The following is a 16,032-nucleotide window of genomic DNA, read 5'->3' on the forward strand; positions in this document are numbered from 1 at the left end:
AGCTCTACAAGGTATATTCGTGTTCTGCGGCTTTGCGGCGAGGCGAAGCGCGATGCCATCTTAAGTTTCTAATGGTTCTAGCTAAATAGTTAGGATGACATAAGAAAAACCTTGTGCTTGAGTCTTCTATAAAAAGAGTAGGGAGGTATGTTGAACAAGTCCTATAAGACCGTGTGGAACAAAACGACCCGCACATATGCAGCCGCGTCCGAAATGACGAAAAGTCTCGGTGCAAAAGGGGCTTCGGTGCGTGGTTCGCTGGTAGCGGCGAGTGCCGGGCTGCTCGGTGCGCTGGCGTTTTCGCAGCCGGCAGCCGCCGGGGAATGTGCGTCATCGGAGCCGGACTGTCTCAGCGTCGCGCAGGCGCTGGCGGCGGGCCCGGCCGTGCCGCCGGCCACGGACGATGCCGCGAGGCCCGCAGACCTGGCAGCCGCGATCGATAATGCGCACGTATTCACGGGCAATCCGGCGCTCGACGCGGCGACGCCGCCAGTCACGGTCAGCTCGAACCGGACCAGCTTGCTGGGGGCGGCCGTGACTACGCCAGTGACCGACTATATAGCCGTGAGCCCCAATGTCGTTCTGGGCGCGCGCACCAGCGCGTCGACCGACCTGAACGCGATGGCGATCGGCCCAACGGCCGCGGCAACCGGCTTTAACGCGTTGTCCGTCGGCTCGGCCTCGATTGCCGGTTCCGACGCTTCGACCGCAGTCGGATCGGCGGCAGGAGTGGGTTCGGTGAATTCGACCGCCGTCGGTGCGGGCGCGATGGTGGTCGCCCTTTCGAATAACTCGGTGGCGGTCGGTTACAACTCCCGGTCAGCCGCAATGAATACGATATCGCTCGGCTCCTTCGCGAGTGCTGCTTCGAGTGGTTCCGTGGCGATCGGCTACAACTCGTTCATCAATCCCACCGCTAAGGGTTCGATTGTCATCGGCGGGAATTCATCGGCCAGCGGTACGGGTTCAGTCGCATTGGGCTCCGATTCGATCGCCGATCGCGTCAACGTCGTGTCGGTGGGCAGCCTGACGCAGGGCCGCCAGATCACCTACGTCGCAGCCGGCACGCGGCCCACCGACGCGGCCAACGTCGGCCAGCTGTCCGGCGTGGCCGAAGCGCTGGGCGGCGGCGCGCTGATCGATCCGAACGGTGCGGTGGTCGCGCCGGCCTACACCGTCGGCGGGACAACGTACCACGACGTGGGCGCGGCACTCGCGGCGGTTGTTTCAGGCAGCGCCGCCGGCAGTGCGGACGCGCTGCGTTACGACACCCCGGCGCACGACGTCGCGACGCTCGGTAACACCGTCACGCCGGTCAAGCTCACCAACGTCGCGGACGCTACCTTGAGCGCAGCCAGTTCGGACGCGGTGACGGGCGCGCAGCTCTACGGCACCAATCAGGCGGTCGGGAAAAATACCGCGGACATCACCAACATCACCAACAACGTCAATAACATCAGTAACGGCAAGACGGGGCTGGTTCAGCAGGACTCCGTGACGCGCGATCTGAGCGTGGCGAAGGGCACGGACGGCAAGCACGTCGACTTCACCGGATTGACGGGATCGCGCGAGCTGGTCGGCGTGGCGGCGGGTACGAGCGCGGGCTCGGCGGTGAATCTGGCCCAGCTCAGCCCGGTCGTCGCGGCGCTCGGCGGCGGCGCGACGGTCAATGCCAACGGCTCGGTAGCCGGCCCCACGTATCACGTGCAAGCCGGCACGCAGACCACGGTCGGCAACGCGCTCAGTTCGCTCGATACGGGCCTGTCATCGTTGCAGTCGCAGATCAGCGGCGGCACGGTCGGACTCGTCACGCAGAATGCCGCTTCTCACGACATTCTTATCGGCGCATCCACGACCGGCACGCGTGTCAGCGTGGCGGGCACGGGTGGAAATCGCGTGATCGGCGGCCTCACGGCCGGCGCGGTCGGTGCGGCCAGCAGCGAAGCCATCAACGGCGCGCAACTCTATGCGAACACTGCCAGCACGGCGGCGGCGCTGGGCGGCGGCTCGACCGTCAATGCGGATGGGTCGCTCAAACGGCCGGCGTACAGCATCGGAGGAAGCACTTACAGCGACGTGGGGTCCGCGCTCGCTGCTGCCGTCACCACCAGTGTCCAGGCGGGCGCTAATTCGGTTCAGTACGATTCGGCAACGCACGACATCATCACGCTCGGCAACGGTGCCGCGCCGGTTCGGCTCACCAACGTGCGCGCCGCGAATCTCGCCGCCGACAGCACGGACGCTGTCAACGGCCAGCAACTCTTTGCCACCAATCAGGCTGTCGCGCAGAACACCGGCAGCATCACGAACCTCGATCAGCGGGTAACGGACAACACGACGAACATCAGCAGTCTCGACCAGCGCGTGACGGACAACACGACGAACATCAGCCATCTCGACCAGCGCACCACCACGATCGAAGGCGACGTGACCAACATCACGAACCAGATCACGAACGGCGAGATCGGGCTTGTTCAACAGGATCAGGCGTCGCGCAATCTCACCGTGGCGAAGGGCACGGACGGCGCCCGCGTCGACTTCGCCGGCACCGGCGGCGCACGCGAGCTGACCGGAATCGCGGCAGGCACCACGGAGGCTTCCGCGGTCAATCTCGCGCAGTTCAAACCAATGGTGGCCGCGTTGGGCGGCGGCGCGCAGATCAATGCCGACGGTTCGCTGAGCGGCCCCAGCTATCACATGCAAGGCGGCACGCAAACCACGGTCGGCGACGCGCTCGGTTCGCTCGACAACGGCCTCAGCACGTTGCAGCAGAACATGGAGAACGGCGGCATCGGCATGGTGACGCAAGATCCGGTATCCCGCGTCATCAGTGTCGGTGCGACGACGAACGGCAATCTGATCAATATGTCGGGTACGGCGGGCAATCGGATCGTCACGGGCGTGGCGCCGGGCGCCGTCATTTCGACGAGCAGCGACGCGGTCAACGGCTCGCAACTGCATGCGCAGGCCGCGAGCACGGCGGTGGCGCTGGGCGGCGGGGCCACTGTCAATGCGGACGGTTCGATGACGGCGCCGTCGTATAGCGTGGGCGGCACCGTGGTGAACAATGTCGGCAGTGCGATCACCAACCTGGATGGTCGCGTCACGCAAAATAGCAGCGATATCGCCGGTCTGCAAACCACCATCGGCAGTCTCAACGGGGCGGTCGCGAACGCGGTGCAGTACGACAGTTCGGCGCACGACAGGATCACGCTCGGCGGCACGGCGGTCAATGTGCCGAAGGTGCAACTGACCAACCTGAAGGACGCCACTCTATCGGCCACCAGCACCGACGCAGTGACCGGAGCGCAACTCTGGAACACCAACCAGGATGTCAGCACGCTGAACCAGTTGGTCCAGACCGTGCGGAACAATCAGACTACCGGCACGCCGTATGTATCCGTCAACAGTTCCGGTAACGCGGCGCAGGCGATCGGTAACGGTTCTGTCGCGATCGGCGGCGGCGCGAAAGCGTCCGCGCCGAACTCGGTGGCGATCGGCGAGGGCTCGGTGGCCGATGTGACGAACACGGTTTCCGTGGGCTCGTCCGGCAGCGAGCGCCGCATCACCAATGTCGCGCCAGGCCAGGCACCTACGGATGCCGTGAACATGCAGCAGTTCCAGGGCGGCCTGAGCGACATGGCGCGCAATGCTTACTCCGGAACGGCATCGGCGCTGGCATTGACCGCGATCCCCGAAGTCGATTCAAGCAAGAACCTTGCAATCGGGGTTGGCACGGCCGGTTACAAGGGCTATCAGGCGGTGGCGGTGGGATTGTCGGCGCGAGTCACGCAGAGTCTGAAGGTGAAGCTCGGCGCGGGCATCAGTTCCGCCACGACGGCGGTCACGGCGGGCGCGGCGTATCAGTGGTAGCGGGAAGGCAGGGGATCGGCGCATTGGATATGCGCCGATAGACAGGCAGCGAGTCACGCTCGTTGCCGGCACCCCGCCGTCTGAACACGCGGGGTGCCGAACAGGATATTTACTGGAAAAGTTTCATTGCCTGCGAGAGCGTGTTGACCACGCCCCATGCCAGCGGAAGCGTCACGTAGAGCCAGAAGACGGCGAGTTTGACCTTGCTTGTTTGATTCGCTGTTTGAACGGTCGACATGGAAGTCTCCTTAGGCGCCTTTGGCGAGTTGAGTGTCGGTCATGTGGTGCTTGTCGTCCACACGCTTGACTAGCAGGTTGCAGACGAAGCCGACTACCAGCAGCACGGCCATGATGTGCACGGTCATCGTGTAGGCGTCCGCCTTGGCCACGCCGTGCGCGACTTCATAGGCGCGAATGTAGTTCACCAGCACCGGGCCGGCGACACCCGCCGCGGCCCACGCCGTCAACAGTCGGCCGTGAATGCCGCCGACGAACGCCGTGCCGAACATGTCGGCGAGATATGCGGGCACGGTGGCGAAGCCGCCGCCGTACATCGTCAGGATTACGCAGTAGGCGAGCACGAAAAGGGCCATCTGACCGGACGCCGCGAAACCCGGCACCAGGTAATACAGCACCGCGCCGAGCGCGAAGAAGATGAAGTAGGTGTTCTTGCGGCCGATCCAGTCCGACGCCGACGCCCATACGAAACGCCCGCCCATGTTGAAGAGCGACAGGAGACCCACGAAACCGGCTGCCGCCGCTGCCGTCACCGTGTTTTTGAAGCTCTCCTGAATCATTACGGAGGCCTGGCCGAGAATGCCGATGCCGGCCGTCACGTTCAGGAACAACACGAGCCAGATCAGATAGAACTGCGGCGTCTTCAGCGCCTGGTCGATATGCACGTGGTTACGCGAGATCATCTTGTTCTGACCGGTCGCGGCCGGCGTCCAACCGGCCGGCTTCCAGTCTGCCGGCGGTACGCGGATTGCGAGTGCGCCGATCGTCATCGAGATGAAGTACGCAATGCCGAGCACGATGAACGTCTCCGCCACGCCGATGCTGGTGGCGCTGCGGAAGTGGTTCATCAACGCCACCGACAACGGCGCGGCGATCATCGCGCCGCCGCCGAAGCCCATGATCGCCATGCCGGTCGCCATGCCGCGGCGGTCCGGAAACCAGCGGATCAGCGTGGACACCGGCGACACATAACCGAGGCCCAGCCCGATGCCTCCGATCACGCCGTAGCCGAGATAGAGCAGGACGATCTGATGCAGATACACGCCGAGCGCGGAAACCAGGAAGCCGCCGCCGAAGCAGCAGGCCGCGGTAAACATGGTGCGGCGCGGGCCGACGCGTTCGAGCCACTTACCGGCGAAGGCCGCCGACAAACCGAGGAACACGATCGCCAGCGAAAAGATCCAGCCGAGCGAAGTCAGCGACCAGTCATCCGCGCTGGACTGCGTAATGCCGATGACTTTGGTTAGCGGGCCGTTGAACACGGAGAAGGCATACGCCTGGCCGATACACAGATGGACGGCGAGGGCTGCGGGCGGAACCATCCAGCGCGAAAAACCCGGTTTCGCAACGGTGGCCTGTTTGGAAAAGAATGGGGCAGAGCCTGAATTCCCGCTCGGCTCGGTGATGCTACTCATGGTCGGTCTCCGGTGACGAATTAGTTGTTATCGGCGCTTCATTACGAATGCTTTAGGCGTCGCGGCGTATAAGTCGCGGATTTCGAAGCCGTCGATATATGTATTCAAATTACATATCAAGCGCTCAAATCCACGACAAAAATAGCACCGATGAACGATAGGGGGCGATCATGGCCTTTGCAATATGAGATGAAAAAACATAAGGTGTTTGCCTGGGTGAAACACGACCGTACCCCGTCGAAGCGCGGCACCGCAGAGCGAATGGCCGGAATAAACTACCGGATACCCGAAACGAAACGGGCCGGCAGTGGCATCTTTCGCCACGCCGGCCCGTTTCTGGCGGTGCTGTATCAGAGCATCAGGCGACGGTGCGCCCGGTTCTCATCCTGGCCGCCACGAGCAACGAGATCAGACAGCCCACCGCCAGATAAGCGGCCACCGGATGCCAGGAGCCGCCGGCAAAATTGACCAGCGCCACCGCAATGAACGGCGTGAAGCCGCCGCCAACCACACTCGCCACCTGATAGCCCACACCCGCGCCGCTGTAGCGATACTCGGTGCCGAACAGTTCCGTGAACATGGGCTGCTGCACGCTCACCACCATGTCGTGCGCGAGGTTGGCGAGCATGACGGCAAAGACCACGATCCATACCGTCGAGCGCGCTTCCAGCGCGAGGAAGAACGGCACTGCGCTCAGCATGCCGACCAGCGCGCCGATCATATATACACGGCGGCGGCCGAAGCGATCCGCCAGCGCGGCGAAGCACGGAATCGTCACGCAACTCAGCGCGCCGACCAGCAGACCGATGCTGAGGAAAAATTCGCGCGGCATATGCAGGTTCGCCGTCGAGTAGTTAAGCGCGAAGGCGGTCACGATATACATCGTGAACAACTCGGCGAGTCGCAGCGCGATGATCAGCAGGAAAGCCTTCGGGTGCCGCAGCAGCGCTTCGACAATCGGCAGGCGCACGCTGTGTTCACCGTGCTCGCCGACTTTCTCGATGAACTCCTTCGACTCTTCCATGCTCGAGCGGATCCACAGCGCGATCAGCACCAGCACCACGCTGAACAGGAAGGGCAGGCGCCAGCCCCAGCTCAGGAACGAGGCGTTATCCATCGCACGGCTGATGAGCGCGACCAGCCCGGTCGAGAGCACGAGGCCCACACCGTAGCCGACCTGCACGCCGCTGCTGTAAAACGCTTTCTTCTTCTCAGGTGCGCTTTCCACGGCCATCAGCGCCGCGCCGCCCCATTCGCCGCCCACCGCGAAGCCCTGCATCGCGCGCAATGTCACGAGCAGCACCGGCGCCAGCCAGCCGATGGTGGCGAACGACGGCAGCAGGCCGATCGCGGCGGTGGAAAGTCCCATCATCATGACCGTGAGCACGAGCATGCGCTTGCGTCCGAAGCGGTCGCCGAAGTGTCCGAACACGAAGCCGCCGAGCGGACGGAACAGAAAACCGACCCCGAAGGTAGCGAACGCGGCAAGCGTCCCCATCGCCGGGCTGACCTTGGGGAAGAACTCAGCGTTGAAAACGAGCGCGGCGACGATGCCATACAGCAGGAAGTCGTACCAGTCGACCACGGCGCCGACGAAGCTGCCGAGCGCCGCTTTGCGGGCCCGGCTGCGCGCGTTGCGGTTGTCGGCCATCGCGGCCGTTGGGAGGGTGGTGCTCATCACAGTGTCTCCTTGAACTTTCTGACTGCCGCAGTCGCGCGGGAAGAGGGGCGTTGCCGCTCGCGATCGGTCGCAGGATGTCCGAAGGTTAATGAGGCGAGACCGATCCCACAATCCGCCTTCGATCGATATTGCGCGTTTACACCGAGCGTCGCCAGGTTCGGGCGCCGCGAGGAACCGTCTGTAGGGCAGCCGTGCTACCTTGAAGATTCGATCTCGATACTACAGTCACTGATATACTACATACGGAATATTGATTTTTGCGGCATTGCAGCATATGATTGTGTCATTCCTTCACTCAATCATTCGGAGTTACAAATGGAATTTGTTCCTCTCTCGCTGTTTGCTGCTGCTGTCGTGGGTTTGGGCGCTGCGGCCACGGTTCTGCTGACTCGCTGGATTCCGCAACCGGTTGCGCAGCTTGCAGCGCAACATGGTCGGTTCGTGGGCTTGGGCGAGCAACGCGGCGCAGCCATGCCGGCCCCGTACCGTGCACATGTTCAACAAGAGGCGATGAATGTCGTCAGAACTTCAAACTGAAGCAGTGGCCACCCCTTTAACGTTGTCATTGCAGCCGATCGGCGCGAGCGCGAGCCTGCGCGATCAGGCGTATGCCATGCTCCGCCAGGCGATTGCGGACGCGGACATCTACCAGAACCGCGAGGAAATCCGTCTCGACGAGCGCGTGCTGAGCGAATCGCTCGGCGTGAGCCGCACGCCGGTGCGCGAGGCCATGACGCTGCTCGAGCAGGAAGGTTTTCTGCGTATGGTGCCGCGGCGCGGCATCTATATCGTGCGCAAGAGCAAGCGCGAAATCGTCGAAATGATCCAGATGTGGGCCGCGCTCGAAAGCATGGCGGCGCGTCTTGCCACCTTGCACGCCACAGACGAGGAAATTGCCCGCCTGCGCCATATGTTCGACAACTTCCGCGACGCGACGCCCGCTGAGCATATCGCCGAGTATTCGGACGCCAATATCGCCTTTCATCAGGCGATCGTCGAACTATCCAGGTCGCAGATCATTCTCGACACGATCAAGAACATCTTCATTCACGTGCGGGCGATTCGCCGCATGACCATTTCGCAGAGCGACCGCGCTTCGCGCTCGATCGTCGACCACCTGCGCATTATCGAGGCGCTGGAGCAGCGGGATACCGAACTGGCCGAGCGTCTCACGCGTCAGCACTCGCTGGATCTCGCCGCATTTGTCGAGGCGAATTGCGATTTTCTGGACTGACGCTCGGCTGGGCGGCGGTTGATCGGCAAGTTGCAAGAAGGGCCCGCGGCGGAAGCGCCGCGGGCTTTTTTTGTTTGCGCCGCCTGGCCGAAATGATCGCGTGGCAGTCGTAGTGCGGGATAAACCCCGCTTGACGATGTTAAAAATATGGTATGTGATATATCAAACGTGCCGAATCGGGATCTTAGCGTAGTACTTCCTTCAGTTCGGCCTCGCGCGTTCACCGCTTTTCCAAACCATGCACAAATAAGCCCGGCCCTTCAGGAGACAGGACATGAGCAAAGCACTCGACGGTGTGCGCATTCTCGACTTCACGCATGTGCAATCCGGACCCACCTGCACGCAACTGCTGGCATGGTTCGGCGCGGATGTGATCAAGGTCGAGCGGGCGGGCGCGGGCGACATCACGCGCGAGCAGTTGCGCGACATTCCCGAGGTGGACAGCCTCTACTTCACGATGCTCAACCACAACAAGCGCTCGGTCACGATCGATACGAAAAACCCCGAAGGCAAGCAGGTACTCGAAGCGCTGATCCAGAAATGCGACGTTCTGGTGGAGAACTTCGCGCCGGGCGCGCTGGACCGCATGGGCTTCACGTGGGAGCGGATTCAGGAGTTGAATCCGCGCATGATCGTCGCTTCCGTGAAGGGCTTCGGCCCAGGGCCGTACGAGGATTGCAAGGTCTATGAGAACGTCGCGCAATGCGCGGGCGGCGCGGCCTCGACCACAGGCTTCGACGATGGCCCGCCGGTCGTGACGGGCGCGCAGATCGGCGATAGCGGCACCGGCTTGCATCTGGCGCTCGGCATCGTCACTGCGCTTTATCAGCGCACGCACACCGGACGCGGCCAGCGCGTGCTCGCCGCGATGCAGGACGGCGTGCTCAATCTGTGCCGCGTGAAGCTGCGCGATCAGCAGCGGCTCGAACGCACCGGCACGATGAAAGAGTATCCGCAATATCCGAACGGACAGTTCGGTGAAGCGGTGCCGCGCGCGGGCAATGCATCCGGCGGCGGTCAGCCGGGCTGGATCCTGAAGTGCAAGGGCTGGGAGACGGACCCCAACGCGTATATCTACTTCATCACGCAGGCGCCGGTATGGGCGAAGATCTGCAATGTGATCGGCAAGGAAGAGTGGGCGACAGATCCCGATTACGCGACGCCCGCCGCGCGTCTGCCTCACCTGAAGGACATCTTCGCCGAGATCGAGCGCTGGACCATGACGAAGACCAAGTTCGAGGCCATGCAGATTCTCAACAAATACGACATTCCGTGCGGACCGATCCTATCCATGAAGGAAATCGCCGAAGAGCCTTCGTTGCGCAAAACCGGCACGATCGTCGAAGTGGATCATCCGACTCGCGGCAAATACCTGACGGTTGGCAATCCTATCAAACTGTCCGACAGCCCGACCGAAGTCACGCGTTCACCGCTGCTCGGCGAACATACCGACGAAGTGATGGCCGAACTCGGCTATTCGCCCGAACAGATCAGTGCACTGCGCACAGCCGGCGCGATCTAGGCGCACAAGGAGCGACGTATGGATACGTGGATGCGATTCATGTCGAGCGACGGCGGCGTCGTGTTCGGCCGTGTGGAGGGGGGATATCTGCACGAATATGAAAGTCTCGATCAGCCGGTGCCGACCGGCGCCGTGCTGTCGACGCGTGCGCTGACGCCGCTTGCGCCGTGCGCGCCCGGCAAGATCGTCGCGCTGTGGAACAACTATCACGCGCTGGCGGCGAAGCTTGGCAAGCCCGTACCGACGCATCCGCTGTTCCTGCTGAAACCGGCCGGTTCGGTGATCGGCGCGGATGAGCCGATCCAGCGGCCGCTCAGCTACGCGGGCAGGATCGTTTATGAAGGCGAGCTCGGTATCGTGATCGGGCGGCGCTGCCGCGATGCGAGCGTCGAAGAGGTGGCCGAAGCGATTTTCGGCTACACGCTCGTCAACGACGTCACCGCTGCCGACCTGCTGAACGAGAATCCGCACTTTCCGCAATGGTGCCGGGCGAAGGGCTTCGATACGTTTTGCTGCATCGGGCCGGCGATCGTCTCCGGTTTCGACTGGCAACGAGCGCGTCTTGTCACGACGCTCGACGGCGTGGAGCGGCAGAACTATCCGCTCGCCGACATGGTTTTCTCGCCCGCCGAGCAGGTGAGTCTGATCTCGCAGGATCTCACGCTCGAACCGGGCGATGTGATCGCGTGCGGCACGTCGGTCGGCGTCGGGTCGATCAGGGATGGCGCGACGGTATCGATTACGGTCGAGGGGATCGGCACGCTCAGCAACAGCTTGAACGCCGCGCGCGCGGCGGCCGTGGCCGGCGCGGAGCCGGTGGTGGCAAGCGCCGGCTGACGGCCGGCCGATCGCGCGATCCATCGGGCACGTGCCCATGCATTCCGACACGAAGGAGTATGCATGCCGCTAGCGTATGACAGTACCGTGTGGTGTTCGCTGGCTGTGTTGTTTGCTTCCGTGTTGGCTGTCGCGCTTGCTGCAGTCGGACAACTGCAGTTCGATCGACGACCGAGGCGTCGACCGGACTGGCACGCCGGCGCATTGGCCGCCGCACTTGCAGGGCTTTTTGCGGTGGGGATGGGCGCGAGCAACGGCGTGATCGGCGCCGCGGTGGCGGGCGCGGTGCCCGGCGCGTGGCTGGCGCGCCGACGCAACCTGACGCGGCGGCCGTGCCTGGTTGCCCTGTTGGGCAGCGGCATGGGGCTCGCTGTGATGTCGGGCGGCTTTGCGCGTTATCTGTCGTCGGCGGCGCAGGCCAACGTCGAGCGCATCGGACTCTATGTCGCCGTGTTCATTGGCGCGTTGATCTTTGCCACATCGGCGATTGCGTTCTGCAAACTGCGCGGTGCGTTGGAACCGGCGGCGGTGGCGCGTCCGGGCCATGACATCGTCAATCTGCTTGCGCTGCTGCTGTGCGGTTGGCTCGGCTACGGTTTCGTCACTGAACAGGCGCAGCCGTTCGGATTCGCTGCGCTACTCGCGATGAGCGCGTTGGCCTGCGCGATGGGTGTGCATCTGATGATGAGCCGCGAGTATTCCGACGGCCACGAGTCCGGCGGACATGATTCAGGCACGCTTGCCTTTGCCGCGCGTTGCCGTAGTCATAGCCATAGTCTGACGACGGGCAAACGCGGGCTGTTGGCGCGAATCGTATGGCGCGGCGGCGAAGAGCAGACGTGGACGCTGCGCGACATAACGCGAGGCGATGTGCGCACGGCAGCCTACTCACGTTGTCGAAGCGAGCGGCATGGAGTGAGCGTGGACGGCCGGCAACGCATGTGCGCCCACCTTCGAGCGACTCGCGCCACAACGCGGCGTGCCTGATGAAGGCACGCATAGATGAAACGGCGAGTAGGGCGCAAAGCGGCAGCGAGATCCCGCCAGCGCTCTCAGCCGCCTGTCGCCGCGAACTCGCTGAAGTACTGGGCCTTCTTGTGCAGAATCAGTTGAGCGAGAAAGTCAGCATCGTACGCACGGTGAAGATGGCTGTGAAACCGCTCGATATAGGCGGTGATCCGGGCAGCTTCGCTGTTGAACTCCTTGAGCACGTCGAGCGTGGCGCGATCCCAGCGGAAACGCAGGCCGAGGTCGCTGAAAGCGGCGTTGTAAGCGCTCAGATGCGCATCGTCGGGATGGATCGCGGCAACACGGGCAGTGTGCGCGCTGCTACGAGACTCAACCGAAGCGTGATTCATGATCGGCCTCCTGGGCTGGCGAGTGAGGGAACTCGCTTGCAGCATAGAAGTCCTGACGAATCCGCAATAGTTAAAGTTTCATTGGGTCTCCATAGCCTACTGCTTATACACGCTCAATTCCTTGACGCGCGTGATCTTCTCGATCAGGTTCGCGCCTTCCTCCATGAGGAAGCGTTTGAACGCGACCGCCACCGGCGGCAGGCGCTTGTTTTTGCGGTGCACCACGTACCAGTTGAGCATGACCGGAAAGCTCTCGACGTCGAGCACGACCAGATGGCCGAGCTGCAGTTCGAGGCTGATCGTATGCGCGGACAGGAAAGCGATGCCCATGCCCGCGATCACGGCCTGCTTGATCGTCTCGGTGCTTTTGATTTCCATGGCGATCTTGAGGTTGGCGAGGCGTCCGGCAAAGCCTTCCTCCATCGAATTCCACGTGTCCGAGCCGCGTTCGCGCACGATGAAGGCTTCGCTCGCCAACTGACCGATCTTGATGCTGCGCTTGTGCGCAAGCGGGTGCGTGGGCGCCGCCACGATCACGTACGGGTGCGGCGCGAACGGCTCATTGGTCGCGTCGGTTTCATGGGGCGGGCGCACCATTACCGCGAGATCGGTCTGATTGGTCGCGAGCTGATGCAGCAGTTCTTCGCGGTTGTGCACGGCGAGGTTGAGCACCACACCCGAGTAGCGGCGCGTGAATTCGGCCAGCAGCCGGGGAAAGAAGTAGTCGCCCGCGCTGATCACCGCGACATTCAGCTTACCGCCGGAGACGCCCTTGAGCTGGCTCATCGCTTCGTCCACTTCGTGGAACTGCTGGATGATCGCGCGGCTGTAGTGAAGCATCTCGGTGCCGGCCGGTGTCAGATAGATCTTCTTGCCGAGTTGTTCGAACAGCGGCAGCCCCGCGTGTTCTTCGAGTTGGCGGACCTGGGTGGAGACGGCCGGCTGTGTGAGATGCAATTCTTCGGCGGCGCGCGAGAAGCTCAGGTGGCGCGCCACCGTTTCGAAAACCTTGAGTTGCCGCAGCGTCGCATTTCGCATCGTCATGGCCGATGTATAAGCAAAAGTGAATCAACATAATAACAAACTTTAATTATTAGTAATTCAGCAATGACCCTAGCATGGCTCTGTATAAGAAAGCGGAAATACCGCCGCAACGATCGGCAAAGTACTCGGGTTAACGCTTGGATTCAAGGCCTATCCGGCGATAGGCCCGGCGCTTCATCACAGTGAAAAAGCATTAATTGATCGGAATAAAGCACTTTCCGGAAAAGCGAAGAATTCAAGCTGGACAAATTTAAAGCAGCGGATTAAAGACGCAAATATCAGATATTCCCGGGAGCACGGCTTTTCGGGTCATAACCATAAGGTGGGACGCATACAGCGCGGCATATCCCGAGGGGATTTCCTTCGGGACGTCGGCCGGCTGCACTAAATCAATAGTGGAGACAAGGCTCATGGACGATATCACTCAGCAGACCAAGGCCCGGGTGTTTTGGGCGAACCGTTGGTGGCAACTCGTCATCGGCATGGTGTGCATGGCACTCGTCGCCAATCTTCAATACGCGTGGACGCTGTTCGTCACGCCGATGAATGCGCGGCATCACTGGGGCGAGGCGTCCATTCAACTTGCGTTCGCCATCTTCATTCTGACCGAAACGTGGCTCGTGCCGCTCGAAGGCTGGCTCGTCGACCGGTTCGGACCTCGGCCCGTGGTCGCCGGCGGCGCCGTATGCGCGGGCATTGCATGGGTGATGAATTCGTATGCGACGACCCTGCCGATGCTGTACGTCTCAGCGGTCATCGCCGGGATCGGTGCGGGCGGCGTGTACGGCACGTGCGTGGGTAACGCGTTGAAATGGTTTCCGGACCGGCGCGGTCTCGCCGCCGGTCTCACGGCCGCGGGCTTCGGCGCAGGCGCGGCGGTGACGGTGATTCCGATTGCCAACATGATTACGCGCTCGGGCTATGAGCACACGTTCTTCTTCTTCGGCATTCTGCAAGGCGGCTGCATTCTGGCGCTCGCGTTGCTATTGAAGAAGCCGAATTTGCGCCAGCAACCCGCGGCGAAGAAAAAGTTCGCCGTTTCGAAGGTGGACTTCACGCCCGGCCAGATGATCAGGACGCCGGTGTTCTGGGTGATCTATGTGTCGTTCGTGGCGGTGGCCGCGGGCGGTTTGATGGCGACCGCGCAGATCGGTCCGATCGCGAAAGACTGGGGGCTTGCCCGCATTCCGATGACGATCTTCGGCATGACCTTGCCGCTGCTGACCGCCACGCTTTCCATCGACAATGTGTGCAACGGCTTTACGCGTCCGCTGTGCGGTTTCATCTCCGACAAGCTCGGTCGTGAAAACACCATGTTCGTGATCTTTATCGGCGAGGGTCTCGCGCTGCTCGGCCTGATGCAATACGGTACCAATCCGTATGCGTTCATGACATTCGCCGCGTTGATCTTCCTCTTCTGGGGGGAGATCTTCTCGATCTTTCCGGCAATCTGTGCCGATACTTTTGGCAGTAAATATGCGGCGGCCAATGCGGGCACTTTGTACACCGCAAAGGGCACGGCTTCGCTGCTGGTGCCGATCGCTTCGGTCCTGTCGGCGACCGGCGGCTGGAGTCTCGTCTTCATCGTCTCCGCCGTGGTGACCATCGCGGCGGGTATCTCGGCGAAATTCATACTCGCCCCCATGCGCGCACGCTGGATCGAAACACACAACGAGCCCCAAGGCGTGCTGGCGGTGGCCGGCGCCGGCCAGGCCTCGCGGCTGAGTCGCTGGCCTGAGCAGACAGGGGAATAGGGTGAGCGGCCCGTGCCCGGCGGCGGCGTCATGAATGTTTCGTTGCAGCAACTCAAGGTGTTCGTCGCCGTCGCGCGTGAGCGCAGCTTCACGCGCGCGGCGCGCGAGTTCGATTTGACGCAGTCGGCAGTGAGCCGTTGTGTGCGCGAACTCGAAGAAGCCGTGGAACTGAAACTCTTCGACCGTACCACGCGCCAGGTTGAACTGACTCATGCGGGCGCGAGTCTCGAACGAAGGATCGGCCGACTGCTCGATGAAATCGAACTGACGCTGCGTGAAGAACGGGCTGCTTACGACGGACACACCGGTGTGGTGGTGCTGGCGAGCAATCCGGTGCTGTCGTCGGGCTGGGTGGCACAGGGGCTTGCACGATGCGCGGCGGCTTATCCGGAGTTGATCGTCTCCGTCAGGGATCAGCCGCAAAGCGGTGTGCTCGCGAGTGTCGAGCAAGGCGAGGTGGACTTCGGCGTGGTGTCGTTGGCGGAGCCGCTCGCCGGCGATCTGTTGCGCGCGCAAGTGGTTTTCACGACGCCGCTGCATGCGGTGATGCCGTCCGCGCATCCGCTTGCACGCCATGCCACCGTTGCATGGAGCGCGTTGCACGAATGGGCGCTCGTTACGCTGAATGGCGACGCGGGCGTGCGCTCAGCGCTCGAACTTGCCTTTAACTCGAACGGTGTGAAGCGCAGACCGGTCCAGGAGTTCGGGCATGTCGCCGCGGTCTTGCGCATGGTCGAACTGGGGCTCGGCATCGGCGTATTACCCGTCGACGGACATTGGCCCGAAGTGAGCCCGTCGCTCGTCAGCCGGCCGCTCTCGCCCGCTATGAATCTGACGACGCTCCTCGTGCATCGCCGCAACCGTTCTCTCAGACCCAACGCCGCGGCCGCCTGGGCACAGTTCTCCGCGCCAGCCGGCGCGACTTCGAATGCCGCCGACATGTCGCCGTCCGCTTCGCCAACGCGAATGGCGTCGAGCGTCGCGCGCGACGGCGCCGTGCTCCATGAGCCCTAGCCACGCTTCTTATCCCGAGCCGGTTCGCAGTATTCAGCCCATTCACTATCCCAGCCAGCATTT

Annotated in this window: 13 protein-coding genes; 8 read left to right on the forward strand and 5 right to left on the reverse strand. The window is 62.5% G+C overall.

All coding sequences use genetic code 11. From position 1 onward, the window contains the following. Positions 1 to 147 precede the first annotated feature (147 nt). Entirely contained in the window at positions 148 to 3,873 is a 3,726-nt protein-coding gene (locus tag PDMSB3_RS24045; RefSeq protein WP_165187978.1) for a YadA-like family protein, read from the forward strand. Positions 3,874 to 3,982: 109 nt separating this feature from the next. On the opposite strand, the gene PDMSB3_RS24050 is transcribed toward PDMSB3_RS24045, so the two are convergent. From PDMSB3_RS24050 to shiA, 3 genes are all read right to left on the reverse strand, one after another. After that, positions 3,983 to 4,111: an MFS transporter small subunit gene (locus PDMSB3_RS24050; protein WP_165187980.1), complete on the reverse strand. Its 129-nt coding sequence runs from the start codon at positions 4,109 to 4,111 to the stop codon at positions 3,983 to 3,985. A 10-nt stretch (positions 4,112 to 4,121) separates the two neighbouring features. After that, positions 4,122 to 5,525 (reverse strand): L-lactate MFS transporter, encoded by a 1,404-nt coding sequence (locus tag PDMSB3_RS24055; protein ID WP_007176513.1) that lies wholly within the window; start codon positions 5,523 to 5,525, stop codon positions 4,122 to 4,124. A 358-nt stretch (positions 5,526 to 5,883) separates the two neighbouring features. Then, positions 5,884 to 7,203, reverse strand: coding sequence for a shikimate transporter (shiA, locus tag PDMSB3_RS24060; protein ID WP_007176514.1), 1,320 nt, complete (start codon positions 7,201 to 7,203; stop codon positions 5,884 to 5,886). A gap of 318 nt (positions 7,204 to 7,521) precedes the next feature. On the opposite strand from shiA, the gene PDMSB3_RS24065 reads away from it, so the two are divergent. The 5 genes from PDMSB3_RS24065 (at position 7,522) to PDMSB3_RS24085 (ending at position 11,786) form a co-directional block, all read left to right on the forward strand. Beyond that, on the forward strand, positions 7,522 to 7,743 hold the full coding sequence (locus PDMSB3_RS24065; protein WP_007176515.1) for a hypothetical protein: 222 nt from the start codon (positions 7,522 to 7,524) through the stop codon (positions 7,741 to 7,743). Next, positions 7,721 to 8,440 carry a GntR family transcriptional regulator gene (locus PDMSB3_RS24070; RefSeq protein ID WP_007176516.1) on the forward strand — a complete coding sequence of 240 codons (720 nt, stop codon included), beginning with the start codon at positions 7,721 to 7,723 and terminating at the stop codon, positions 8,438 to 8,440. The genes PDMSB3_RS24065 and PDMSB3_RS24070 overlap by 23 nt, the downstream gene beginning before the upstream one ends. Positions 8,441 to 8,714: 274 nt before the next feature. Continuing rightward, on the forward strand, positions 8,715 to 9,962 hold the full coding sequence (frc, locus tag PDMSB3_RS24075; RefSeq protein WP_007176517.1) for a formyl-CoA transferase: 1,248 nt from the start codon (positions 8,715 to 8,717) through the stop codon (positions 9,960 to 9,962). Positions 9,963 to 9,980: 18 nt separating this feature from the next. Beyond that, positions 9,981 to 10,799: a fumarylacetoacetate hydrolase family protein gene (locus PDMSB3_RS24080; protein WP_007176518.1), complete on the forward strand. Its 819-nt coding sequence runs from the start codon at positions 9,981 to 9,983 to the stop codon at positions 10,797 to 10,799. Between the two features lie 63 nt (positions 10,800 to 10,862). Continuing rightward, entirely contained in the window at positions 10,863 to 11,786 is a 924-nt protein-coding gene (locus PDMSB3_RS24085; protein ID WP_007176519.1) for an NAD(P)(+) transhydrogenase (Re/Si-specific) subunit beta, read from the forward strand. Between the two features lie 65 nt (positions 11,787 to 11,851). Here the strand turns inward: PDMSB3_RS24085 and PDMSB3_RS24090 are convergent, their stop codons facing one another. After that, the gene (locus PDMSB3_RS24090) at positions 11,852 to 12,157 is read right to left on the reverse strand and encodes a hypothetical protein (protein WP_007176520.1); all 306 of its coding nucleotides are present in this window, start codon (positions 12,155 to 12,157) and stop codon (positions 11,852 to 11,854) included. Positions 12,158 to 12,253: 96 nt separating this feature from the next. Continuing rightward, positions 12,254 to 13,201, reverse strand: a complete 948-nt coding sequence (locus tag PDMSB3_RS24095; protein ID WP_007176521.1) for a LysR family transcriptional regulator — start codon at positions 13,199 to 13,201, stop codon at positions 12,254 to 12,256. A gap of 410 nt (positions 13,202 to 13,611) precedes the next feature. Here PDMSB3_RS24095 and oxlT point away from each other — a divergent pair, with 410 nt between their 5' ends. Further along, positions 13,612 to 14,955, forward strand: coding sequence for an oxalate/formate MFS antiporter (oxlT, locus tag PDMSB3_RS24100; RefSeq protein WP_007176522.1), 1,344 nt, complete (start codon positions 13,612 to 13,614; stop codon positions 14,953 to 14,955). A gap of 30 nt (positions 14,956 to 14,985) precedes the next feature. After that, complete coding sequence (locus tag PDMSB3_RS24105) at positions 14,986 to 15,969, forward strand: LysR family transcriptional regulator (protein ID WP_035517089.1); 984 nt, start codon at positions 14,986 to 14,988, stop codon at positions 15,967 to 15,969. The last annotated feature ends 63 nt before the right edge of the window (positions 15,970 to 16,032 follow it).

The sequence above is a fragment of the Paraburkholderia dioscoreae genome (genome assembly GCF_902459535.1).
Taxonomy (GTDB): Bacteria; Pseudomonadota; Gammaproteobacteria; order Burkholderiales; family Burkholderiaceae; genus Paraburkholderia; species Paraburkholderia dioscoreae.

Coding starts and splice junctions, on each gene's coding strand:
- PDMSB3_RS24045 (WP_165187978.1), top strand. CDS start 148: ATGTTGAACAAGTCCTATAAGACCGTGTGGAACAAAACGACCCGCACA.
- PDMSB3_RS24050 (WP_165187980.1), bottom strand. CDS start 4,111: ATGTCGACCGTTCAAACAGCGAATCAAACAAGCAAGGTCAAACTCGCC.
- PDMSB3_RS24055 (WP_007176513.1), bottom strand. CDS start 5,525: ATGAGTAGCATCACCGAGCCGAGCGGGAATTCAGGCTCTGCCCCATTC.
- shiA (WP_007176514.1), bottom strand. CDS start 7,203: ATGAGCACCACCCTCCCAACGGCCGCGATGGCCGACAACCGCAACGCG.
- PDMSB3_RS24065 (WP_007176515.1), top strand. CDS start 7,522: ATGGAATTTGTTCCTCTCTCGCTGTTTGCTGCTGCTGTCGTGGGTTTG.
- PDMSB3_RS24070 (WP_007176516.1), top strand. CDS start 7,721: ATGTCGTCAGAACTTCAAACTGAAGCAGTGGCCACCCCTTTAACGTTG.
- frc (WP_007176517.1), top strand. CDS start 8,715: ATGAGCAAAGCACTCGACGGTGTGCGCATTCTCGACTTCACGCATGTG.
- PDMSB3_RS24080 (WP_007176518.1), top strand. CDS start 9,981: ATGGATACGTGGATGCGATTCATGTCGAGCGACGGCGGCGTCGTGTTC.
- PDMSB3_RS24085 (WP_007176519.1), top strand. CDS start 10,863: ATGCCGCTAGCGTATGACAGTACCGTGTGGTGTTCGCTGGCTGTGTTG.
- PDMSB3_RS24090 (WP_007176520.1), bottom strand. CDS start 12,157: ATGAATCACGCTTCGGTTGAGTCTCGTAGCAGCGCGCACACTGCCCGT.
- PDMSB3_RS24095 (WP_007176521.1), bottom strand. CDS start 13,201: ATGACGATGCGAAATGCGACGCTGCGGCAACTCAAGGTTTTCGAAACG.
- oxlT (WP_007176522.1), top strand. CDS start 13,612: ATGGACGATATCACTCAGCAGACCAAGGCCCGGGTGTTTTGGGCGAAC.
- PDMSB3_RS24105 (WP_035517089.1), top strand. CDS start 14,986: ATGAATGTTTCGTTGCAGCAACTCAAGGTGTTCGTCGCCGTCGCGCGT.